The sequence below is a fragment of the Shewanella sp. ULN5 genome (assembly GCF_030731885.1).
Taxonomy (GTDB): Bacteria; Pseudomonadota; Gammaproteobacteria; order Enterobacterales; family Shewanellaceae; genus Shewanella; species Shewanella holmiensis.
Genome location: NZ_JAPJEE010000008.1, coordinates 76,508 through 100,526 on the forward strand (window position 1 = coordinate 76,508; position 24,019 = coordinate 100,526).

Below are 24,019 nucleotides of genomic sequence, written 5' to 3' on the forward strand. Positions count from 1 at the left end.
TTGAGATGTTTTTAAAGCAGGACATTTGTCCTGCTTTTTTATTTCCAGTCCTAAATTGGCTTGTCATCACTGTGAGCCCATTCTTTTCGATGACTTGTTAATGCCGTTATTTGTCCAACTAATCAGATGCTGGCTTTATTCGCTATGGTTAACATTATGCGCTGTGAACGCTTCATTTTTGAACTTAGTTGACACATAACCTTGTTATGCAAGCGATAGCGGTTTGCCAGCTAGACAAAACTTATTAACCTGAACTCTGGATAAGAGATTAGCTAAATATATGAAATTAAATAACATATATCTAATCCATGTATTCTAGAGAGATATTTTTTCTTAGAACAAGGCAAATTTGTGCGTCAATAGCTGGCCTATTGCAAACAAATTTAACAAAGTTATCAGTAAAAATAGCCTCTAGAAAGCAAGTTGTTATCTAGAGTTCAGGTTTATTACGTATAAGGCTATGCTTATGCGGTTAAATTACGTATAATCCGCGCGAATTTTATAAACTTGCTCACATTAAGGAAGCACGTTATGGCGATCGAACGCACTTTTTCTATTATCAAGCCTGATGCAGTTGCAAAAAACCACATTGGTGCTATCTACAACCGTTTTGAATCTGCTGGTCTTAAGATCATCGCTTCTAAAATGGTTCACCTAACTAAAGAACAAGCTGAAGGCTTCTATGCTGAACACAGCGCTCGTCCTTTCTTTGGTGCTTTAGTTTCTTTCATGACATCTGGTCCAATCATGGTTCAATGTTTAGAAGGCGAAAATGCAGTTTTAGCTAACCGCGAAATCATGGGTGCAACTAACCCAGCTGATGCAGCTCGTGGCACTTTACGTGCAGACTACGCAGCAAGCATTGATGAAAATGCTGTTCACGGTTCAGACGCTTTAGCTTCTGCAGAACGTGAAATTGCTTACTTCTTTAGCGCAGATGAAGTGTGCCCACGCACTCGTTAATCTTTGCTCTAATGAATAAAAGGCGCTTAGGCGCCTTTTTTATTGCGCAAAATTAAACCTCATTTTTTCGTTGTTTATCATTTTCAAGTCTCTAATCTACAATCTCAAGCGCTATGGTTTCAAACCTTTACTCAAAATCCTATTTACTAAATATCCTATTCACTAAATATCTTGAATTTAACGCTCAAGGTTTACTTTTTTCGATGCTAAAACCCTGATACCGCTGTGTAAACATATGCCGGAGTGAATGTTAAGTTACTGCGGGAATGATTAAACATTGTATTTAACCTCCTGGGTGCGCTGTGAAACCTCATTTTGGGTCATCGCGCTAGCTCCTTTAAGGTTTGTCGTATTGAACAGGTCAGGCATAAAACTTCGCAGTGGGTACAAAAATCAATAGGCTTGCTGCGGGATTTCGTTTTATAAAGACCAATCTATTCGAGCGCAAACTAGCAATTGTTGTTTTGTTTACCAAACAGTTCTGTCCATGCTTGATAGGTTTTGCTTACTAATCTAGTGTTTTATCGATGTGTGTTGAGTATGCAGAAGAGTCCCTCCTTTATCCAAATCGCTTTGTTGTCTCAATTATGATGTAAATATATGCGCAAGCGAATGGACTAGTCGGCTAACTAAAAGGTGTCGTGATTTATTGAAGTAGTTGTTTATTCTTTGACTTATTTTATCAAAGTGAACGCTAAGTACTGAATAATGGCTGCGTTAATAAAAAAGAATAACATGAACCAATTATCGACATTCATAATTTATATTTAAGTTACAAAATGAAACTTTTGAAAATTATTTCATTAAATTTGGTTGTTTTATAAGCGAACGAATTATGTGATCTCTGACCTGAATGTCTCAATATTGTTACCGCGTTATTTATTGTGGTTAATTATGTTTTAAATTTGTTGTTAGCTTGGTTTTTTAATGTTTTTATTTGTTTTTCAATAAGGTTGTATATTAATCTATCTAAATATAAATCATTTGTAATCAATTGCTTGCAAGTTGGCGCTTTAGGGTGCTGAAAACTAATGAGCGTATTGTTTACTAAATGTTGCCTTTGTTGACTAATCGTTTTTTATTCATTAATAATGCCTCCCGTATTTAGCATATGGCTAATTACATTATAAGAAATATAACAACTTGATGTTTTTAAAACTAAGTTGCAGGGAGTTTTATTATGAGTTCAGTTTCATTAACTGCGAAAGCAATTCGTAGCAGTTTATTAGCAGTTGCAGCTACAAGCGTTGCATCTGTCAGTCTATTTTCGGCTTCTGCTGTTGCAGCGGAAGAGCAAGTTCAAAAAGTTGAGCGTATTGCGGTTACCGGTTCACGTATTAAACGTACCGATATGGAAACAGCAAGCCCTGTAAGTGTTATTGATGCTTCTTCAATTATCGCATCTGGCGCAACTTCAATTGATGATGTTTTACAAAAAATGACATCTTCAGGCGGCGCAATGACTAACGCTGCAGTTAACAACGGTTCAGGCGGTAACGCTACAATGAACTTACGTGGCTTAGGTTCAAACCGTACTTTAGTATTGGTTAACGGTCGTCGTATGATCGCATCGGGAACTGGCGCAGCTTCAACTGTTGACTTAAACACCATTCCTGTTTCAATGATCCAGCGTGTTGAAGTACTAAAAGACGGCGCTTCAGCCGTTTATGGAACAGATGCTATCGCTGGTGTTGTTAACGTTATTCTAAAGCGCGATTTTGACGGTTTAGAATTAAACGCGCAAACTGGTATTTCTGGTCAAGGTGATGCTGATGAAACAAGCATTGACTTTACTTTAGGTAACACGTTCGACAAAGGTAACGTGGTTATCAATGCTCAATACACTAAGCGTGGCGAAGCTAGCCAAGCTGACCGTGGTTTCTCTGAGTGTCCAATTGCTGAGAAAGGTGCTGCAGGCGCAAAAACACTTTATTGTGGTGGTAGCTCGTACTCACAAGGTGGTCATATTTGGGGCGATCAAAACCATGATATGACTAAAACTAACATCGACGATAAAGGTAATCCGGTTACTGGCCGCGGAGACGATGGTTTTTATGGTCGCTATGTTCAACGTTTAAATAAAGATGGTTCAGTATGGATGGATGATGACGGTAAAGATCAAACCGTATTCCAAACATGGAAAAATATCACTAATGTTGATTCACAGTATTATGATTCTGGTGTAGATAATACTTGGGGCTCCCGCCAAATTGCAGATCTAAGTGGTCGTGGTGGTGAGTACCATGAGTTTGAAAACGAAGATAAATACAACTACGCCAAAGACAGTTTCTTATCTACCCCTATGGAGCGTTTAAATTTAAGCTTTGCAGGCACATATGAACTGACTGATTCAACAATGTTCTTTACCGAGGCTATGTATACCAAGCGTTGGTCTGAACAACAAATGGCTCCGCAACCAATTTGGAGTAGCTCTCCATGGGCATATGACTCAACTTGGATGAATAAAGAGCTAATTGGTAAAGTTCAAGAAGGCGAAAAAGTCAGTTACGGTCGTCGTATGGTTGAGTCTGGATCTCGCGATTTCAGTCAAACCGTAGATACAATTCGTATCGTTCTTGGTTTTGAGGGTGAGCTTGATAACGGCTGGACTTGGGATGCTTCTTATAACAAAGGTAAGAATGATTCTGTTGATACCTTAGCTAATCTGCATAACATCGGTTCGATTAACGATGCTGTTGTTGCTAAAACATTTGACCCATTTACTCAAGCTTCTTGGGAAGGTGCGAGCATTGCACCATTCATTTACACTGAATTAAACAGCGGTGGCAGTGAGTTAGATATTCTTGCTGGTACTTTATCTGGTGGTATCGTTGATTTACCAGCAGGTGAGTTAGGTTTTGCTGCAGGCTATGAACACCGTAAAGAGTCTGCTCACTACACGCCTGATTCGTTAACCGCTCAAGGTTTAGCAAACGATCCTCGTGTTGAACCTACTGCCGGTGAGTTCAGTGTTGATGAAGTATATGCTGAATTAGCCATTCCACTATTAGCGGATTTGCCTTTGGCACAACAAGTTGATATGAGCGCGGCAATGCGTTACTTCAACTACAGTACCTTTGGTGAAGATACTACATGGAAACTTGGTTTAACTTGGCGTTTATATGACGATCTAATGGTTCGTGGTGGTCGCTCTACAGCCTTCCGTGCACCAACTGTTAGTGAGTTGTTTGGTGGTAAGTCTCCATCATTCAACCAAATTGTTCACCCAGCTACTGATCAATCACAAGCTGAAGTAACCGTTGGTGGTAACCAATTACTAACACCAGAAGAAGCAGATATCACCACTATTGGTTTAGTTTACTCTCCAAGCTATGTTGAAGGTCTATCTTTCACGGTTGACTATTTCGATATCGGTATTACTAATACTATTACTGCTGTTGATGCAAACTATGTAGCTAACCAATGTTTAGATGCTGGCGGTAATGCAATTAACACTGGTACGTCGCTATGCCAATCTTCAAACATCCAAATTGATTCAACAGGCCGCATCAAGTTTGACAATGGTTTACAGAACATTGGTGAAACCAATACTTCTGGTTTTGATATTAACGTAGCTTATGTGTTTGATGCATTGAACTTAAGCTGGAAAGCGGGCTTAGACTCATCAATTCTTTCTTCATATGAAGAATATGATCCAGATGGAAACGCAGTTAATTACCGTGGTTATATTACTGGCGGTGTGGGTGCTTATGCTAAATTCAAGTCTAACTTCAATTTAACAGCCTCAGCTGATGACTGGAGCGCAACATACGAAGCACGTTATATCGATGGTATGGATTCATTTGCTTGTAAAGCAGATACCACTAAGTGTTATGCACCATCTGTAGATAGCATTATTTATCATGACCTATCAGGTTCTTATGATGTTACAAACACTGTTCGCATGTCAGCTGGTATCAACAACATTTTTGATGAAGAGCCTCCGTACTTCACAGGTAACAACGATTCAAATACAGATCCATACACTTATGACGTGTTAGGTCGTTACTTCTTCGTTCGTGCTAACGTTAAGTTCTAATTTTTAACACTTGGTGTTAACTCAAAAACCGGCCATTAGGCCGGTTTTTTTATGTAAAAATGTCACCCCGCCAAATTTAACCTTCAGCATTCATATTTTTCAAAGTGTATCGAGCTAAATGTGCTGTTGTTTTGTGTTCCGTTACAACTGCGTTACCTATCAAAGCCTGAGTGCTGTTGGGCTTTTTCAAATATCAATTAATCAGTCTGTATCAATATGTTTTTTATGCGTATTTATTTTGTTTTTGCTGTTGAGAATGTTGCATTTATTTAACAATATCAAGTCAAGCGGTTAACTGGAGGTTAACTGTTAAAACAATAAAAAACATTGCGTTATATAAATTAACGTCTAAGGGAGAAAATTATGAGTTCAGTTTCATTAACGGCCAAAGCTATTCGTCGCGGTTTACTGGCTGCGGCTGCAACAACAGTCGCTACCTCAGGTTTTATATCTACATCTGCTATTGCTGCAGAAGAACAAGTTCAAAAAGTTGAGCGCATTGCGGTTACGGGTTCACGTATTAAGCGTACCGATATGGAAACTGCAAGCCCTGTAAGTGTTATCGACGCTTCTTCAATTATCGCATCTGGCGCAACTTCAATTGATGATGTTTTACAAAAAATGACCTCATCAGGTGGAGCAATGACTAACGCCGCGGTAAACAATGGTTCAGGCGGTAATGCTCGTGTTAACTTACGCGGTTTAGGTTCTAACCGTACTCTTGTTTTGGTTAACGGCCGTCGTATGATTGCATCGGGAACAGGTGCAGCATCAACGGTTGACTTAAATACGATTCCCGTTTCAATGATCCAACGTGTTGAAGTGCTAAAAGACGGTGCTTCAGCTGTATATGGAACAGATGCTATTGCAGGTGTTGTTAACGTTATCCTTAAACGCGATTTTGATGGTTTTGAGTTAAACGCACAAACCGGTATTTCTGGCCAGGGAGATGCTGATGAAACAAGCCTTGACTTCACTTTAGGTAACACATTCGACAAAGGTAACGTGGTTATTAATGCTCAATACACTAAACGTGGTGAAGCTAGTCAGGCTGATCGTGGATTTTCCGAGTGTCCAATCGCTGAAAAAGGTGCAGCAGGCAGTAAAGAGCTTTACTGTGGTGGTAGTTCATACTCACAAGGTGGTCATATTTGGGGTGACAGAAACCATGGTATCACAGCAACTGGCCCTGAAGGCGCTTATGCAATCGGTGATTCTGGTCACTATGGTTCATATGTTGACGATGGAAAAGGAAAGCCAAAATTTGCTTATTTTGACGAAAATGTTACAGAAGCTGATTTGAGTGGTCGTGATGGTGTTTATCATGACTTTACTAATGAAGATAAATATAACTATGCTAAAGACAGTTTCTTATCTACCCCTATGGAACGTTTGAACTTAAGCTTTGCAGGTACCTATGAGCTAACTGATACCATTATGTTTTTCTCGGAAGCTATGTACACCAAACGTTGGTCTGAACAGCAAATGGCACCACAACCAATTTGGAACAGTTCACCATGGGTATATGATTCATCTTGGATGAATAAAGAACTAATTGGTAAAATCCAGGAAGGTGAAAAAGTCAGTTATGGTCGTCGTATGGTTGAGTCTGGTTCACGAGATTTTAGCCAAACCGTTGACACCATCCGCATAGTGGTAGGTCTTGAAGGTGAGCTTGACAATGGCTGGACATGGGATGCATCTTACAACAAAGGTAAGAATGACTCTGTAGATACCTTAGCCAATTTACATAACTTAGGATCAATTAACGATGCTGTATTGGAAGGTAAATTTGATCCATTCCTGCAAGAGTCTTGGGAGGGCGACAGTATTGCGCCATTCATCTACACAGAACTTAACAGTGGTGGCAGTGAGTTAGATATTGTTGCGGCAACCTTATCTGGTGGGATTGTAGATTTACCTGCAGGTGAATTAGGTTTCGCAGCAGGTTATGAGCATCGTAAAGAGTCTGCTCATTACACTCCTGATTCACTTACATCTCAAGGGTTAGCTAATGACCCGCGTGTTGAACCAACAGCAGGTGAGTTCAGCGTTGATGAATTATATGCTGAATTAGCCATTCCATTATTAGCTGATTTACCATTGGCACAACAAGTCGATCTGAGCGCGGCAATGCGTTACTTTAACTACAGCACTTTTGGTGAAGATACTACATGGAAGCTAGGGTTAACTTGGCGTTTATATGACGACTTAATGGTTCGTGGTGGTCGCTCTACCGCTTTCCGAGCTCCAACTGTTGGAGAGCTGTTTGGTGGTAAATCACCCTCATTTGATCAAGTTGTTCATCCCGCAACAGAGCAGACTCAAGCTGAAGTGACTGTTGGTGGTAATCCTTTACTCACACCTGAAGAAGCGGATATTACTACTGTTGGTTTAGTTTACTCACCAAGTTATGTAGAGGGATTATCATTCACTGTAGATTATTATGATATTGCTATCACTAATACCATCACGGCTGTTGACTCTAATTATGTTGCTAATCAATGTTTAGGTGCTGATGGCTCATTAATTAATACTGGAACGGCATTGTGTCAATCGTCTAATATCTCTATTGATAATACTGGTCGTATTAAGTTTGATAACGGGTTACAAAACATTGGTGCCACTAATACTTCGGGTTATGACATTAACGTAGCGTATGTATTTGATGCATTAAACTTAAGTTGGAAAGCGGGTTTAGATACATCAATTTTATCTTCATACGAAGAGTTCGATCCTGATGGTGTAGCTGTCGATTACCGTGGTTATATTACTGGTGGTGTGGGTGCTTATGCTAAATTCAAGTCTAACTTTAATTTAACAGCATCTGCTGACGATTGGAGTGCAACTTACGAAGCACGTTATATCGATGGTATGGATTCATTTGCTTGTAAAGCCGATACCACTAAGTGTTATGCACCATCTGTAGATAGCATTGTTTATCATGACTTGTCAGGCTCATATGATGTGACAAGTACTGTTAGAATGTCAGCTGGTATCAACAACATTTTTGATGAAGAGCCTCCTTACTATACAGGTAATAACGATTCAAATACCGATCCGTTTACGTATGATGTATTAGGTCGTTACTTCTTTGTTCGCGCAAACGTAAAGTTCTAATTTAGTTAATTTTCCACAGTAACTAAAAACCTCCGCTTGCGGAGGTTTTTTATTGGGCTGGCGACGAATACTAAATCTAACTCGACAAAAGGTAAGATGCGCTTTAATGATTTAAACGTAACTCATGACGATGTTCTTGCTGATAACGTGATGCGCAAACACTGCAGCGCTGCTCTGTTGGATCATCTTGTAAGCGTGAAGCTTCTATTTCGGATTCGCAATCAGAACATAGACCATACAGTCCAAGATCCAGTTGACAAATCGCAGCATCCAATCGCATTAAACGTTCGAACAAACAGGTGTCAGTCAATTTGATTTCACTCAAATAATCAATGAGGTTAGATAAGTCCATTTGTTGAATCGTATTGAGTTGTTGATTGTCGATATGATGCTGTAAAAGTTCAAGCTTGATTTTAGCTCTTAGCTCAGCTTCAATTTGAGACAATTGGGCTCGAATATCCTGATTTTTCACCACATACCTTTATTAGAGATGATCAATATAACTTGTTATTCTACGAGCTTAAAAAAAGTGAGTTATGATAAAGATCAATTCTCGGTGAGATTTTAGTCTTCAAATAGCTGATGTGGATTAATTTTTGTTAATCCACACATATAGCTACTGACAATGCTAAATAGGATTGCTAGGGGAGATAATTTTGCTGTTATTGAGCACTTTGCTGAGCATGATTAAGCACAGATACAATTTCATCCGCGGTTTTAAAAACTCTTAACTCGCGAAACAGTGCATCGGCTTCTGGATATTGCCTATTTAAATAAGTAAACCACTGCTTAATCCGGCCTGGCAAATAGTCAGACTTTTTATCATCAACCTGTTTTTGGGTGTAACTCAATAATAAATTTAAGGTTTGTTCCCAAGTATATGGTTTGTTGCCGTGCTTAATACATGCGCCTAAGTTAGGTAATGAAATTGCCCCGCGACCAATCATAATGTTGTCACATTCGGTGACTTCCATACATCGCTTAGCATCAGCTTCGCTCCAAATTTCACCGTTGGCAATCACTGGAATAGGTAAACGCTTTTTGACTTCAGTGATGTATTCCCAATAGGCTGGCGGCTTGTAGCCATCAACTTTGCTGCGCGCATGAATCGCTATTTCTGTTGCTCCAGCTTCATAAATTGCCAGTGCATTTTCCATAAAGAGTGATTTATCTTCATAGCCTAAACGAATTTTGGCTGTAACGGGTTGATCTTCAGGCACAGCTTGGCGCATTGCTTTAACGATCTTATGAATGTTGTCAGGGTACTGTAATAAAACAGCACCTCCCTTACTTCTATTGACTATTTTAGCTGGGCAACCAAAATTAGCATCCACACCACGAGAACCCAATTCTACTGCCCTGAATGCATTTTCAGCCATCCAGTTAGGTTCTTGACCGAGTAATTGTACTCTCACGGGGGTGCCATTCGGGGTTAAGCCATCGTTGTGTAATTCAGGGCAGAGTTTGTAATAGACCTTTTCAGGCAGCAGTTGATCCACCACACGAACAAACTCGGTGACGACTAAATCAAACGGGTTAATAGTGGATAAAATATCACGCATCAAATCATCTACTACGCCTTCCATAGGCGCTAATACAAGTCGCACAGCATTCTCTCAGCTTGAATAAAGGGCGCTATTTTAAACTTAAACACACACGATGCCAGCGTTAGTTTTACTTGCTAACAATTTAAAAACTAAAAACGTATTGAAACCATCAAGATATACTCTATTATTAACTATCATGATTTTTTCCTAGCACACTTGGAAATGATTAAAGTGAACCTAGTTAAAAAAATATTAAATTTTTTGAAATTTATATTTATTTTGCTGGGTCTATATGTGTAAGCCAGCAATGATGTTGGTCATCATTCAATTTTTTAAAAGGAATCAAAATATGAACTCAGTTAAGCAAACTACCCTCGCAGTTGCATTAGGTGCAGTAGTAATGAGTGCTGGCATTGCAACAGAAGCACAAGCAAACCCATTTGGTTTTGAGCAATTAACCCAAGGTTACCAATTAGATGGTGGCGAAGGTAAATGTGGTGAGGGTAAATGTGGCGGCGACATGAAAAAGTCTGCAGAAAAAGCCAAAGAAGGTAAGTGTGGTGAAGGCAAATGCGGCGAAGGTAAGTGTGGCGGTGACATGAAACAAGGCGCTGAAAAAGCCAAAGAAGGCAAATGCGGCGAAGGTAAGTGTGGTGGCGACATGAAACAAGGCGCTGAAAAAGCCAAAGAAGGTAAATGCGGCGAAGGTAAGTGTGGCGGCGACATGAAAAAAGGCGCTGAAAAAGCCAAAGAAGGTAAATGTGGCGAAGGTAAGTGTGGCGGCGATATGAACTAAGCAACTGAGCAAGGCAAAAAAGCTTAAGCTAACTTGGATAAATCTCAAGAGGGTCAAAGCGGCGGTAAAAGATAATTTGCTTTTAATCTGTCTAATTGCTCTCAAAATAAGGCCTGTTTTCAGGCCTTATCTTATTTATAATCAATTGAAAATTAATATTTCTATTATTATCGATAAATCACTCGCTTGCTGTAAGGGTCTTTTATGTCCATCAAAGAAAAAACACCATCACCTGCAATGGTAGGGTTAGGGTTGAGACGAGAAATGCTAACTGAGTTTTGTCAGTTAACGCCGCCAGAGATCGAGTTTTTTGAAGTGGCTCCTGAAAATTGGATGACACTAGGTGGCAAATATGGACGTCAATTCAAACAGCTTACGGAACAACATCCTTTTTTTTGTCATGGCTTATCTTTATCAATTGGCAGCTCAGCACCGCTAGATACTGACTTTGTACACAACATAAAGCAATTTTTAGACTTACACCAAATTGAGGTGTATTCAGAACATTTAAGTTATTGTTCCGGTACAGGGCATATGTACGATTTAATGCCAATTCCCTTTACTGACGAAGCTGTCATTCATACCGCAAAACGCATCAAACAAGTTGAAGATATTTTAGAGCGGCCGTTCATTTTAGAAAATGTGTCATTTTATGCTGCTCCAGGTGCCCAAATGACAGAGCAAGCTTTTGTGAATGCTGTACTGACAGAAGCTGACTGTAAACTGTTACTCGATGTTAATAATATTTATGTCAATTCTATTAATCATCAATATGATGCGCAGCAATTTTTGGCCTCTATGCCAACAGAGCGAATCGCCTATTTGCATATCGCAGGACATTATCAAGAAGATATCGATTTAATGGTTGATACCCATGGTGCTGATATCATCGATCCCGTCTGGTCGTTGTTGCAAAGCTGCTATGAAATTCACGGGGTGCGTCCCACGCTATTAGAGCGTGACTTTAATATCCCGCCCACTGAAATCCTATTGGGTGAAATTAATCAAATCCACGCCTATCAGCAACATGCTAATGATGCTTTGAAAGTAAGGAAAGCCTAATGAAGTTTACTGATATTCAGCAGGGCTTTATGGATTACATCCGTGATCCAAGCCAACCCTTACCCAATGGTATTGAACCAAGACGAATGGTGATTTACCGTGAGCTATTTTTTAATAATGTGAATGGTTTTGTTTCAAGCGCCTTTCCTGTGCTTAAAAGCCTCTATGAAGAGCAGGATTGGTTAGCTTTAGTACAGCAATTTTTTGCTGAACATAACTGCCACACGCCAATCTTTGTTGAAATAGCAGGGGAGTTTTTGGCATTTTTACAGCAATATGAAATGAAAGACTCTGATCCTAAGTTTTTACTGGAGTTAGCGCACTATGAATGGTTGGAGTTAGTTGTCGCCACTAAACAATCAAGTGAACATCAACAGAAGTTAGATGCCGAATTATTATTATCAAGACCATTGCAGCTATCTGTTTGTGCCAAAGTGGCACAATATCAGTATGACGTGCAGCATATTAGTGTTGATTATCAGCCTATTGAACCACCTTCGCAGCCACAGTATTTTTGTGTTTATCGAGATGTGGAAGAGGAAGTGTCATTCTTGCAATTAAATCCTCTCACCGCACAAGTTTTAGCGTTAATTGATCAGCGTACTCAACAACAAACGAGTATCGGCTTTGACGAGATTATTCATGAGCTCATCGGGTTTTACCCGCATATGCACCCTGACACTATGATAAACGGCTGCGTTCAGATGCTTAAGCAAATGGTTGAAAAGGGCATAGTCGTGACTACGCGTTAATTGATAGCAAATAAGCCTTAAAATATTTATGGTTTTTATTCGTAATCAATCGCAGTAGAATGCGCGCGTTGTGATGAAGTTCACATTTTATTCGCGCGCACCGCGGCTTTATGTTAACTCGAACACAAGTTAAACAATACTCTGCATTTTTGCCCAAGGACATTCCATGAACGAGCCGTTTAAAGATCCATTCAATGCCTTTTACTTAATTGGTTTTATTCTTGTTTTACTTATCCCAACACTGCCAGCATCATTATCTTGGTTAAAATTTGTAGGCTTAATCTAAGCGTTAATCTAGGCTACAATAAGCTAGGTGTGACAAACCACTCATTAAAGAGTGGTTTTTTGTTTTGAGGATGGCGAAGAATTATGGTCATAAAGCGCGGCTTGTATCTTATTGTCGGTTTGCTAAGTTTGTTACTTGGTGTGATTGGAATAGTGGTTCCTTTATTACCGACAGTGCCATTTATTTTACTCGCGGCATTTTGTTTTGCCCGATCAAGTGAACGTTTACATCAATGGTTAATGTCACACCCTTGGTTTGCTGAAGCATTAAACAATTGGCAAACAAAACGTGCATTAAATAGAAGCTTAAAACGTCGCGCAATGATAATGACCACGCTCAGTTTTGCCATCAGTATTACCTTGGTGCCGTTAATCTGGGTCAAGCTAATGCTGTTGGGCATGTTATTCGGTCTGTTGATTTATTTGTGGCAGATCCCAGAGTTAACAGATTAATAGCGCAATGGTTGCATGCCATTCATAACAGGCTTAAGATCCTGTTAATTGTTAAACGAGTCCCCAAAGGGACTTTTTTATTGAAACCCCATTTACAGAGTTTTCATTATGATGAATAAAGACAGTTTAGCGCTGATCAAGCAAAGTATTAAAACCATTCCGGACTATCCAAAAGCAGGCATTATGTTCCGTGATGTCACCAGTCTTTTAGAAAGTGCTGAAGCTTACAAAGCAACAATTGCTTTATTGGTCGCCCATTATCAATCAAAAGGTTTCACTAAAGTGGTTGGGACTGAAGCTCGTGGCTTCTTATTTGGCGCCCCGTTAGCTCTTGAACTTGGTATTGGATTTGTTCCAGTACGTAAGCCGGGGAAATTACCTCGTGCCACCATAAGCCAAACCTATGAGCTTGAATATGGCAAAGACACATTAGAAATTCATATCGATGCCATTAATGCGAACGACAAAGTGTTAGTGATTGATGATTTACTTGCAACCGGCGGCACGATTGAAGCTACCGTAAAACTTATCCGCCAATTAGGGGGGGAAGTGGAACATGCCGCTTTTGTTATTTCATTGCCAGAAATTGGCGGAGAAACCAGATTAAAAGCCATGGGCATCGAAGTGTTAAGCCTGTGTGAATTTGAAGGCGAGTAAATCGATAATTTATCAACCCAGAATTGTTGATAAAGCCAGCTAATAGCTGCCAAACAATAGCCTGTAGCTGTTTTGCATGTTATTGTTTGGCGTAATTAGCGGGATAAATTCCCGAACAGTTTAGCTTGGGGAATTGCATGTCTTATCAGGTGTTAGCCCGCAAATGGCGCCCTGCCAAATTTGAGCAAATGGTCGGTCAAGCGCATGTGTTATTAGCGTTAACCAATGCATTAAGCCAACAACGTTTGCATCATGCCTATTTATTCACTGGTACTCGCGGTGTGGGTAAAACCAGTTTAGCGCGCTTGTTTGCTAAAGGATTAAATTGCGAGCAGGGCGTGACGGCCACGCCTTGTGGAGTTTGCTCAAGTTGTGAAGAAATTGCTCAAGGTCGATTTGTCGATTTAATTGAGGTCGATGCAGCATCGCGAACCAAAGTAGATGATACCCGTGAGTTATTGGATAACGTTCAATATCGTCCTTCACGTGGGCGCTATAAAGTGTATCTTATCGATGAAGTACACATGCTGTCTCGCAGTAGTTTTAATGCGTTATTAAAAACCTTAGAAGAACCGCCAGAGCACGTAAAGTTTCTGTTAGCAACAACTGATCCTCAAAAATTGCCCGTTACGGTATTATCTCGGTGTTTACAATTTAATTTAAAAAGCTTGTCGCAAGATGAAATTGCTAAGCAACTTGAATTTGTATTAACTCAAGAACAACTGCCATTTGAAAACCAAGCTTTGGCCTTGTTAGCTAAAGCCGCAAACGGCAGTATGCGTGATGCTTTAAGCTTGACCGATCAGGCGATAGCTTTTGGCTCTGGTCAAGTAATGCATCAGCAAGTGCAATCAATGCTTGGTAGTATTGATCAGCAACAGGTTATCGCACTGCTAAAAGCGCTTTGTGATGCCGATATTGAACCTTTGATGACCACGGTTGCCAAGGTGTTAGCTTTTGGCGCAGATGCACAGGAAGTGTTACGCAGCTTATTAGAATTACTGCATCAGATCACCTTAACTCAATTTGCCCCCGCTGCAGCGCAATCATCATTATACAGCGAGCAAATATTGGCTTTTGCTCAGCAAATATCTGCCGAACAAATTCAGCTTTATTATCAGATGCTATTAGCCGGACGAAAAGATTTGCCTTTTGCACCTGATCCTAAATCGGGTTTAGAAATGGCACTGTTAAGAGCAGTCGCTTTTGTGCCGGAAAAGCAAACTAAACGTTGGATTACCGATAACCCCGTTAATCTAGAGTTACCACCCTTAGGTGCAAAGTCTCAAGAGGTCATTGAGACTCGCCCAAAGTCTCCAACTAACGATGTTACTCACGATATAAGTGTTGATATAGCAGGGCATAAACACGCTGTGAGTAATGCATTTGACGCTGAGGTTGAACCAAAAATTTCTACATCGAGTGCTGTTAAATCTGAATCTGTATCTAAGCTAGCAAATGAGTCATCTTTAGCATTCACTGAGGTCAATTCTGCAGCAGATACTGATAGTGAAGCTGACAATACTGACGATTTTGTTGATATCGAGGATGATTCAGCGGAGTTAATTGCACAACAAGCAATGCTGCTTAACCAGGCTGAAAGTATGGGTTTTGCTGATCCAGTCAGGGCTCGGGCTGTCGATAGTGATAATACTGAGGTTAATAAACCAAATGAGGTTAATAAACCAAATGAGGGTAATGATACACAGTCACTCACGCCTCAAGTCACCGCCCCTCAAGCTGACATAAATTTAGCTACAGCAGAAGACTCTTCATCTTTTTCCGCACAAGATGACGTCTACATTGGCGCTGATTATGCTCAATATGAGGAGGATAATCATACCGATTATGAAGATTATCTTGCTTATAATCAGCAGTCTGAAACCTCATTACAAGCAACATCGGCAGTAAAAGATGATTCATCACAGTTAAATCCAGAGCCCTTAACATCACAAGATTTAACTTCAACAATTGAGCCCGCTGATGAAGCTGAATTTGATCCATTAGATGATATTTTAGATTTGGTATTAGCAAGCCGGGATACATTATTAGCTGAGGTTAGTGCTCATAAAGCGCAAGATGAAGCTGATGCGTCAAATAAAAAGGCTGCCGATAAGCAGCAAGCTAAAATTAGCGCTTCGCAGGCCAAATTAGGCGGAGTGAATACGGTTGATGTTACATCGGATGAGAAAAGTCATACAGCTCAACCACCAAGGGTAAAAGATAGCGCGCAGCATTCAAGTTCGATAATCGAGCAAGATGTATCAACAGAAAAACAGTTTTCTGGTGCATATGACAGACCCCCTTGGGAAGCGCCATCTGCAGAAGAATTAGCATTAAATGCAGTTCAACAGGTAGCGACTGCTGAAATTGCCCCTGCGGAATTGGCTGTTGCGAGTCATATAGCTACTCCAACATTAATTAGTCATGAAGTGGAAGAGGCTGAAGCGACAGGGTTAATTGAGCAAGGTGATAACCAAGTTTATTCAAAAGCTAATATTACTGAGCTTAGTGCAATTGGCCACGAGATTACCGGGAATGAGGTTGATCTGCATTGGTATCAAATTATGGCGCAAGTCAAAGTCGGCGGACGAGTGCGTCAACTCGGAGTGAACTCTTTATGTCAGTCGGTGTCCAATCCCATAACATTAACGTTAAAACCGGATCAAAAACATTTATGTGCCGATATTGCTATTGAGCAACTGCAGGCTGGTTTGTCAGCCTTTTTGGAACAGGATATTCAGGTGATTGTCGACATAGGCCAAGATGCTAGTCGCGAAACCCCACTTGAGTTACGTAAACGCTTTCATAAAGAATTAGTACAACAGGCTAAACAGTCAATATTAGCGGATGAGCATGTGCAATGGATGATAAATGAACTTGCTGCACAATTAGATGATGACTCGGTTGTTTATCCACAAGAGCAGTTAACTAATGTGGCGCAGCTTATTCCTGCATTGTTGGATTAAATATTTATTCTGTTGATTATTCATCGCCATCGACAGTAAAAGAATTAGCCTATATGGCTTCAATAGGTTAGCAGCCTCGCAAATTTACATTTACCAGTTTGCTAATCGATATAATTTCAGTAAGATTAGCCCAATTTGGCAACTTGCTAAAACCCATTATTTAATAGAGAAAGAGAATCGATTATGTTTGGAAAAGGCGGCATGGGCAACTTGATGAAGCAAGCCCAAATGATGCAAGACAAGATGGCTAAAGTTCAAGAAGAAATCGCTCGTATGGAAATGACTGGCGAATCTGGCGCAGGCTTAGTGAAAGTGACAATGACAGGTACACACAATGTGCGTCGTGTTGAAATTGATCCAAGCTTAATGGAAGATGACAAAGAGATGCTGGAAGATTTGATTGCAGCAGCCTGCAATGATGCGGCGCGTCGTGTAGAAGAAAACCAAAAAACAAAAATGGCAGAAGTCACTGGCGGTATGCAACTACCTCCGGGCATGAAAATGCCGTTCTAATTACCTGATAGTCTGATTTTGCTCATCATTTAACCCTGTTAAATGTCAGGCTGAAATCGGACAAAATAGCGGTAAATTAAAGCCCAAGTTTTTCACTTGGGCTTTTTTGCATTTGGTACCCCGTCTGTATTTCTCATTGGGATTTAGTTCTTTTCGAGTTAAGTTATTTTGTAATGTGTCCGCGACCTTATTTCACACTCCAATCAGCTAGTTTCCTAAAATGCCTTAAATTTTAATTATTTACCTAAGATTGATGTTTCGTCAGATAGAGTGGGAGCTCTCAATTATATTTAAAGCAATAAAGCTATAAGTGCTCACCATGGTGTGAGCAATCTCTTACACTCTTGTAGGTGTTAATGGTGATTGTTTTGCTACAAAGTCAGTTTTAAATTTATTTAGTGATTAAAATCAGTTAATTAAAGTTTTGTTTTTTTTTATGGTAGCTTGTTTTTATTAATGAACAATTCTATGCATTTTATTTGAATATCTTTTCGATACAATGATTACATCAAGTGAAAGAGACGGATAGGTTTGCTCGGGAAGAGTAATAATACTGAATTAACACTTTGAATATCATGGATGAAATAAGGACACGCTCAAGGAAATAGAGCATGAGCTCGGCAAATGGATAGCCGAAACAAGGATGGGTGAAAGCGAAAGCTGACACAAGGAATCAGGGATTGGAAAGCAGGATGCTAAAGGACAATTCAAAGGATTTGAATTTTCAGTATAAGGATGACTGAACAAAGGATTGAACTCAACTTACGTAAGTAAAGGATTGTTGAGAGATAACGGATTAAAGGAAAGCCAGGATGGCTACACGCAAGGATGGGCAGGAAGCATTAATTTAGCAAGGTAGCTGACGTAAGATTAAAATGGGCACAACCTGATTTCAGGTTGTGCCTTTTTATTTGGCGAACAATAAAATCGACATTCGCATTTTACTACAACCTTTGTGAGATATATCTCACAAAGGTTGTAGGTTAAATAGGCTTTGTTAATCAACTTTATCTTTACGAATAAAGCTAATTTGCTGTTTATTATCGATATTTTATTTTTTACTGTTGTTTTGCCCTGTTGTTTTTTTGTTGCATAGATGTTTTGTGCCTATTGTGTTTGACATATTTGGATTAATATTAACTTAAGAAATGGATAGCGATATACAGGATGTGGTGTAAGCAGGATGCTTAAGCGCACAGGATGTGTTGTAAAGGATTGCAATTGTTTGTTAAAAAGGATAATAACTCGTTTTATGGACAAGGCGAGATAAGTATCTAGGATTGATACTTAGAATGAGTTGCCCACTAGGATGGTGGGAAATATCAAAAAGGATTTCAAGGATGATAAAAGGACACGCTCAGGACAGAGCAGGCTCGGTCAAAGGATAATCGAGTAAGAAGGACAGTACGCAAGTACAAGGATTTTCAAGGAAAGAGCAAGGATAGGTGCAGGAGCAGCTGATACGCATGGATGGTGCAGGGAGCAAGCAAAATAGCAGGAAAGCTTAACAAGAGAACAGAAGGCCGTGACTTAATGTCGCGGCCTTTCTTTTGCGATTTTGATTCAGCGAAGGAAGACGCCCAGCTATTTTAACACCTTAACTCTGCTATTTAAAAATAACCTCCTAAACTCTTAAGTAGTCAAAAAGTTCACATTAGTCATCAATAATTAGCGGCAGTTGATCTTTGCTGGTGACGTTTTTTCGAGATGGAAATGAATGAAGCGCGAATAATGAAGTGCAACTTGCTATCTAAGTAAAATTCACGCAACAAAGTTTAATGCGTTTTTAGTCGAATCTTTCGGACAGTGTTTGTTGGCCATTTTACTTGACGACGACAAGAATAACTAAGCAGCAGAGCCTCTGCCATATATAAATGGCAAACAATTCGCTACAAAAAATACTTGAGAAGTAAACAGATCCTAGTGGGCCATTTATGCTGCGATATTTATCAACAAATACTCTGTTAGCGTTAGATTTAAACATTTCAAAAACTTGTATCTTGCTTAAGCTGACAATTTGATAGGGTTATATCATTGATTGAGTGTTTTATTGAGTAAAAAAATGCTATCTGTTTAGATAGCATTTTTTAAATGTAAAACTTACAAATATGATTAATGGCATTTACCTGAATTGCAACTATTACTTGTTCCACAACCACCAAACTTGCCTTTTGCCATTGGAGCATCAAGCCATTCTGGTTCAGGAAAAATAGGCCAATCAATTTTGTTAACCTTTTTTCCATGCATATTGATATGCCCGCGGTATTGATTCATGCCATCGGTACTAAATTCAAACATAAACTTAGCACGCCAGCACAACCCAGTATGTCCCCCCAAGCTTGGACGAGCTGATACCATTGCAATTGCCAATAATTGCACATTTTGTTTACCACAGGCTTGTTCAGCGATAACTCGGCTGACCTCAGCCATGTTCCGCAATTGCCAGAAAAATGCTGCAATAACGACTAAAGCAACTATCAATAAAAAGTCAGACATCATAGGCTTGCTGCCTTAAATAAACCGCCAATGGCGAGTGAAAGTTGTTCGCTACGTTCTGGGTTACGTAAATCTGTTAATAACGCATTGCGAAGACTGGGTATAGCAACAATATCAGCAAAAACCTGATTGAAAAAGGATTGTGATTGTTTTGCCAGAGCTTCTAAAAAGATTTTGCGAGTAGAGTCATCTTTTAATGCATTCCAGTTTCGTGCAGCGATAGTAATTAACATAGCATCATCAAGTTGGTCATTCTTGCTGAGGGTGTCAATTGCCTCTTGACTGAATAGTGCGTGTGAAGCCAATGCCTTTAAAAATACCCCTTTATACTCAATAGGTACTTGTTTGAAGAGTGCAAATACCGAGTCCGCTAGAGGCTGCGTTAATGTCAGATGTTCTAAGCATTCGCAAATAGCAGCTTGTACTTCAATTGGCGCGATTGGCAGAATGTTAATGATTTCTTGTTGGTGTTCAAATGATGCCATTCTGACGCAAACATCGGCCAGACCTTGAAAGCCTATATGCTGCCATTGCTCTGCGGGGATTTGGCCGCTAAGGTATTGAGCAGCCGATTCATATTGACTTGAGGCTTGCTGACCAAGTTGTTTTCTGACCAATGCATTAAATAAAGCCAGTTTTTGTTGATTTGGTTTAAAACTAAAAGGATGGTTAGCTAATTGTTGCTGTTGTTCATCTGTTAAAGCCTGAGTAGGATCACGTCCCAGTGCTTCTAATATCATTTTAATAAATTGTTGTCTTGGTGCGGGGGATAATAACCCTTGTTCATCTAAAGGCAGTTTTATAAACCAAATAAACGGTTGCTGATTTTCTTGCCAGAAAACAATAGCAAATAAAGCATGACCTTGGATTGGATAAGGGTAGGGGGAAACCAAAGATTCAATTTGATGAAAAGCCATCATATCGATGTTCTGGACTCGTCTTCCAAGATCATAAACCTGGAATTGAGTTCCAGCGGTGGCCAGAAATTGGCTTAGGGTGGTGATTTCTGTCATGGTAACTCGCTATACAACACGTGGCAATCTATGGGTATTAATGGTGGCTAATGTTATCATATTCAACCTTTAGCATCGCATTAGAGTCGTTATTTTTATGGTTTATGAAATGAGTTCGACGTTTTTAGTCGAATTAGAGTTGCAACTTAAAGCCAGCTCGTTATGGTCTACGCACACGCCGTCAGCTGCAGCAATGGCCAGTACAGCTCCATTCGCATGTGATGCCCTATCATTTGAACAATGGCTGCAATATATTTTTATTCCTAAAATGCGTCAGTTAATCACCACCAATAGCCCTTTGCCAATCCAAATGGCTATTGCGCCAATGGCTGAACAAACATGGCAAACCCAACCAGATAAACAGTCAATTATTAAACTGCTGATAAAATTTGACCAACTCCTTGTCAATCCTCAGCGCACGGAACAGTAACCATGAATGAAACTTATCTCCCCCATGATGTAGATAATAGCGCTGAACCACTTGATAGCGATACGCTGTGCGAAGCAGAACAAGAATTGCCTCCACATTTAGAGATTTTATTTGAAGACGAGCATATTGTTGCTATCCATAAACCTGCTGGTTTACTTGTTCACAGAAGTTATTTGGCTCGAAAGGAGCGCTTTTTTGCCATGCAATTGACTCGAGATCTTGTCGGTTGCCATGTTTTTCCTGTGCATCGTTTAGATCGTCCGACATCAGGTGTTTTGCTATTCGCTAAAAGCAGTGAAAGTGCACGTATTTTATGCGAGCAATTCGAGCAACACACGGTCACTAAGCAGTATTTAGCTTTAGTCAGAGGCAATATGCACGAAGCAGGAGAGTTGGACTACGCGTTAAAAGTTGAACTTGATGATGTTGCTGACAAATTTGCCGCTACAGATAAGCCTGCTCAAGATGCGGTGACGTTATACCAACCGCTGTTAAATAGTGAAATTCCTTATAGTTCTGGTCGTTATCCCACAAGCCGATTTGGATTGATAAAGCTAACACCAAAAACAGGCAGAAAACATCAATTACGTCGTCATATGGCACATTTACGCCATCCTATTATAGGTGATACAACGCATGGCGATGGTAAACAAAATAAATTTGGCCGTGAGTATTTCGGAGTTAACCGTTTATGGCTTATTGCTAAAAGTTTAACTTTTATTCACCCTGTAACGAAAAAATCGATGCATATTGAAACAGAGATAGAGCCTGAGTGGTTAACTGTTTTCGATTTGCTAGGTTGGGATGAAATAGATAGTGAGCCAGCAATCTTAATATAAATTAGCTAAAGAAAAACTTGCAATAAAACAAACCTATACAGTATGTTAAATGATATGGCTTAGTGTTCAAAAGACGCATAAAGGAAATTATTTTGGTTAATGTTAATTTAGTTTTTGGCACGGTTTATGGCAGTGCTCAATTTACAGCAGAAACCCTAGTGAAAAAAATAACTGCCCTGGGTTTTAAGGCGATATTAAAGCAACCTCATGAACTAACAGGTTTTGTTCCAAATGAGTCTGAATATCTTATTGTTGTGTGTTCGACAACAGGGCAGGGGGATATACCAGAGGACATATGGCCTTGGTTTGCACAACTAAAAACGACGGCGCCATACTTACCGAAATTAAAATACAGTATTGTAGGACTCGGCGATTCTAGTTATGACACTTTCTGTGGCGCAGCAAAACAGTTTGATGAGTTATTTAGCGAATTGGGAGCACAAGCTTTAACACCAAGACTTGAAATTGATGCGACTGAAACGATGGAACCTGAACTTGAAGCAATCAAATGGCTAACAACTTGGCAAGCCGCAGCAAGCGCAAACAAGGATTAAGCTATCTTTTGACTCAATTTCTATCCTTACAGTGGTTTAAATTCGCTCTGCGACTAAGCTACTCTTTACTGATCCCCGTTGCCATTTTACCCGCTGCGGGTGTTATGTAGGGCCTAAGTGTAAATCCACTGCTTTTTATCCCAGAATCCATTAATGTCGTCTTTTCAACTGTAGGCCATCATATTTTTGCTATGATGCCATTGTTGTTTACGTTGGCTGTGGCAATTGGTTTTTGTAAAGATCAAGGTGTCGCCGCCATCACGGCGGTATTGGGGTATGGTGCAACGATTACAGCGCTGAACGTCTTGAGTACCTTATACCTCTTACCGTCAAGGCCGATTTTGGGAATTGATACCATAGATACATGCATAGCAGGAGGAATGCTTGTTGGGGCTATGACTTGTTTTGCCGTTCATGTGAGTAAAAAGATAACCTTGCCTGCCGTTTTTTCCTTTTTGAAAGTCACCGAAGTGCGCCAATTTTAATCCTACCCCTTGCAATGCTATTGGCTAGCTGACTTGCTTATATCTGGCCACCTTTAGCTGCTAATATTGAATTGTTGTCAAATTGGGCCTTTTATCAAGATCCTGCCATTGCTTTTGGATTATATGGTTTAGTTGAGGGTTTAGTTATTCCCTTGGGATTACATCATATCTGGAATGCCCTTTTTTACCTTGAGTTTGGTCACTTTTTGCATGACGGTCAATTGATCCGTGGGAGGTTGCACGTTATTTAGCAGGCGATCCTTTGGTGGGTAATCTAGCGGGGGGCTATTTAATTAAAATGTTGGGGTACCTGCAGCGGCGTTTGCGATTTGGCGCTGTGGTGATTTTGCGGAACGAAATAGAGTTGCTGGCATTATGCTGTCGGCTGCGATGGCGAGTTGGTTAACGGGGTGACCGAACCTATAGAGTTTGCTTTTATGTTTGTAGCACCAGTTTTGTTTGTGGTTGATGCACTCTTAACCGGTCTGGCTTATAGTATTTGTATCTTATTGGATGTGCACCATAGTGTGGCCTTTTCCCATAGTTTGGTTGATTTCAGTTTGTTATACCCGCAATCCACTAATACCTTTGGGTTTATGCTATTTGGGCCTTTACTGCCATCATATATTACAGTGTATTTCGTGTAAGTATTATCGGTTTTAATTTGAAAACACCCGGTACACTGACCCTAACAAATGCTAGCCCGCAACAACGAGAAAGTCTGCTAGGTATGGTTGCAGGCCTTAGAGGGTCGAATACATCGTTGAATTATGCGCTTGCTTAACTCGGCTTCGGGTGAGTGTTAACGATGCTTATTTGGTTGATAAGGCACGTTTATTACGTTTGGGAGCCAAAGGAGTGGTAGTAATTGATCTGGGCGTACAAGTTGTCTATGGAACCAAAGCCGAAACCTTAAGACAACTTTTACAAAAATACATCGATTCATGTCGCTAAACATCATTTTAATAATTATTCGTCACTTTTAATGTCAAATCATGAATTAATTGATATTAATTCTGAAATTTAATTTAGTTTTAGGATAAAAA

17 protein-coding genes and 1 pseudogene are annotated in these 24,019 nt (G+C 39.9%); 14 read left to right on the forward strand and 4 right to left on the reverse strand.

The annotated features are described in order from the left end of the window. The first annotated feature begins 531 nt into the window (after nucleotides 1-531). The 3 genes from ndk to ORI98_RS09695 all read left to right on the forward strand — a co-directional run bounded on the left by ndk (nucleotide 532) and on the right by ORI98_RS09695 (nucleotide 8,122). A complete protein-coding gene (ndk, locus tag ORI98_RS09685) occupies nucleotides 532-963 on the forward strand; it encodes a nucleoside-diphosphate kinase (RefSeq protein WP_188843114.1) in 432 nt (143 codons plus the stop codon). Nucleotides 964-2,143: 1,180 nt separating this feature from the next. Beyond that, nucleotides 2,144-5,002: a TonB-dependent receptor domain-containing protein gene (locus tag ORI98_RS09690; protein WP_306135088.1), complete on the forward strand. Its 2,859-nt coding sequence runs from the start codon at nucleotides 2,144-2,146 to the stop codon at nucleotides 5,000-5,002. Nucleotides 5,003-5,365: 363 nt separating this feature from the next. After that, nucleotides 5,366-8,122, forward strand: a complete 2,757-nt coding sequence (locus tag ORI98_RS09695; RefSeq protein ID WP_306135089.1) for a TonB-dependent receptor — start codon at nucleotides 5,366-5,368, stop codon at nucleotides 8,120-8,122. A gap of 103 nt (nucleotides 8,123-8,225) precedes the next feature. On the opposite strand, the gene ORI98_RS09700 is transcribed toward ORI98_RS09695, so the two are convergent. Both ORI98_RS09700 and ORI98_RS09705 read right to left on the reverse strand, forming a co-directional pair. After that, a complete protein-coding gene (locus ORI98_RS09700; RefSeq protein ID WP_306135090.1) occupies nucleotides 8,226-8,594 on the reverse strand; it encodes a TraR/DksA C4-type zinc finger protein in 369 nt (122 codons plus the stop codon). 190 nt (nucleotides 8,595-8,784) lie between these two features. Continuing rightward, nucleotides 8,785-9,729, reverse strand: coding sequence for a tRNA-dihydrouridine synthase (locus tag ORI98_RS09705; RefSeq protein ID WP_306135091.1), 945 nt, complete (start codon nucleotides 9,727-9,729; stop codon nucleotides 8,785-8,787). Between the two features lie 289 nt (nucleotides 9,730-10,018). Here ORI98_RS09705 and ORI98_RS09710 point away from each other — a divergent pair, with 289 nt between their 5' ends. The 7 genes from ORI98_RS09710 to ORI98_RS09740 all read left to right on the forward strand — a co-directional run bounded on the left by ORI98_RS09710 (nucleotide 10,019) and on the right by ORI98_RS09740 (nucleotide 17,156). Beyond that, the gene (locus ORI98_RS09710) at nucleotides 10,019-10,465 is read left to right on the forward strand and encodes a hypothetical protein (RefSeq protein WP_306135092.1); all 447 of its coding nucleotides are present in this window, start codon (nucleotides 10,019-10,021) and stop codon (nucleotides 10,463-10,465) included. A gap of 204 nt (nucleotides 10,466-10,669) precedes the next feature. Beyond that, nucleotides 10,670-11,527: a DUF692 domain-containing protein gene (locus tag ORI98_RS09715; RefSeq protein ID WP_306135093.1), complete on the forward strand. Its 858-nt coding sequence runs from the start codon at nucleotides 10,670-10,672 to the stop codon at nucleotides 11,525-11,527. After that, a complete protein-coding gene (locus ORI98_RS09720) occupies nucleotides 11,527-12,279 on the forward strand; it encodes a DUF2063 domain-containing protein (RefSeq protein WP_306135094.1) in 753 nt (250 codons plus the stop codon). Before ORI98_RS09715 ends, ORI98_RS09720 begins: the two co-directional genes overlap by 1 nt. A gap of 369 nt (nucleotides 12,280-12,648) precedes the next feature. Beyond that, nucleotides 12,649-13,017: a YbaN family protein gene (locus tag ORI98_RS09725; protein ID WP_306135095.1), complete on the forward strand. Its 369-nt coding sequence runs from the start codon at nucleotides 12,649-12,651 to the stop codon at nucleotides 13,015-13,017. 105 nt (nucleotides 13,018-13,122) lie between these two features. Continuing rightward, nucleotides 13,123-13,674, forward strand: coding sequence for an adenine phosphoribosyltransferase (gene apt / locus ORI98_RS09730; RefSeq protein ID WP_306135149.1), 552 nt, complete (start codon nucleotides 13,123-13,125; stop codon nucleotides 13,672-13,674). A gap of 137 nt (nucleotides 13,675-13,811) precedes the next feature. Then, a complete protein-coding gene (dnaX, locus tag ORI98_RS09735) occupies nucleotides 13,812-16,643 on the forward strand; it encodes a DNA polymerase III subunit gamma/tau (protein ID WP_306135096.1) in 2,832 nt (943 codons plus the stop codon). A gap of 183 nt (nucleotides 16,644-16,826) precedes the next feature. Further along, entirely contained in the window at nucleotides 16,827-17,156 is a 330-nt protein-coding gene (locus tag ORI98_RS09740) for a YbaB/EbfC family nucleoid-associated protein (RefSeq protein ID WP_188843134.1), read from the forward strand. Nucleotides 17,157-19,268: 2,112 nt separating this feature from the next. On the opposite strand, the gene ORI98_RS09745 is transcribed toward ORI98_RS09740, so the two are convergent. Further along, complete coding sequence (locus ORI98_RS09745) at nucleotides 19,269-19,655, reverse strand: DUF3301 domain-containing protein (protein ID WP_261296851.1); 387 nt, start codon at nucleotides 19,653-19,655, stop codon at nucleotides 19,269-19,271. Further along, nucleotides 19,652-20,665 carry a DUF3549 family protein gene (locus tag ORI98_RS09750; RefSeq protein WP_261296850.1) on the reverse strand — a complete coding sequence of 338 codons (1,014 nt, stop codon included), beginning with the start codon at nucleotides 20,663-20,665 and terminating at the stop codon, nucleotides 19,652-19,654. The genes ORI98_RS09745 and ORI98_RS09750 overlap by 4 nt, the downstream gene beginning before the upstream one ends. A gap of 109 nt (nucleotides 20,666-20,774) precedes the next feature. Between ORI98_RS09750 and ORI98_RS09755 the strand changes: the two genes are divergently transcribed. The 4 genes and pseudogenes from ORI98_RS09755 to ORI98_RS09770 all read left to right on the forward strand — a co-directional run bounded on the left by ORI98_RS09755 (nucleotide 20,775) and on the right by ORI98_RS09770 (nucleotide 23,927). Then, nucleotides 20,775-21,095, forward strand: a complete 321-nt coding sequence (locus ORI98_RS09755) for a YqcC family protein (RefSeq protein WP_261296849.1) — start codon at nucleotides 20,775-20,777, stop codon at nucleotides 21,093-21,095. Nucleotides 21,096-21,097: 2 nt separating this feature from the next. Then, entirely contained in the window at nucleotides 21,098-21,934 is an 837-nt protein-coding gene (gene truC, locus ORI98_RS09760) for a tRNA pseudouridine(65) synthase TruC (protein WP_306135097.1), read from the forward strand. Nucleotides 21,935-22,026: 92 nt separating this feature from the next. After that, nucleotides 22,027-22,488 (forward strand): flavodoxin, encoded by a 462-nt coding sequence (locus ORI98_RS09765; RefSeq protein WP_261296847.1) that lies wholly within the window; start codon nucleotides 22,027-22,029, stop codon nucleotides 22,486-22,488. A 128-nt stretch (nucleotides 22,489-22,616) separates the two neighbouring features. Further along, a pseudogene (locus tag ORI98_RS09770) lies at nucleotides 22,617-23,927 on the forward strand (PTS transporter subunit EIIC). Nucleotides 23,928-24,019: the final 92 nt, after the last annotated feature.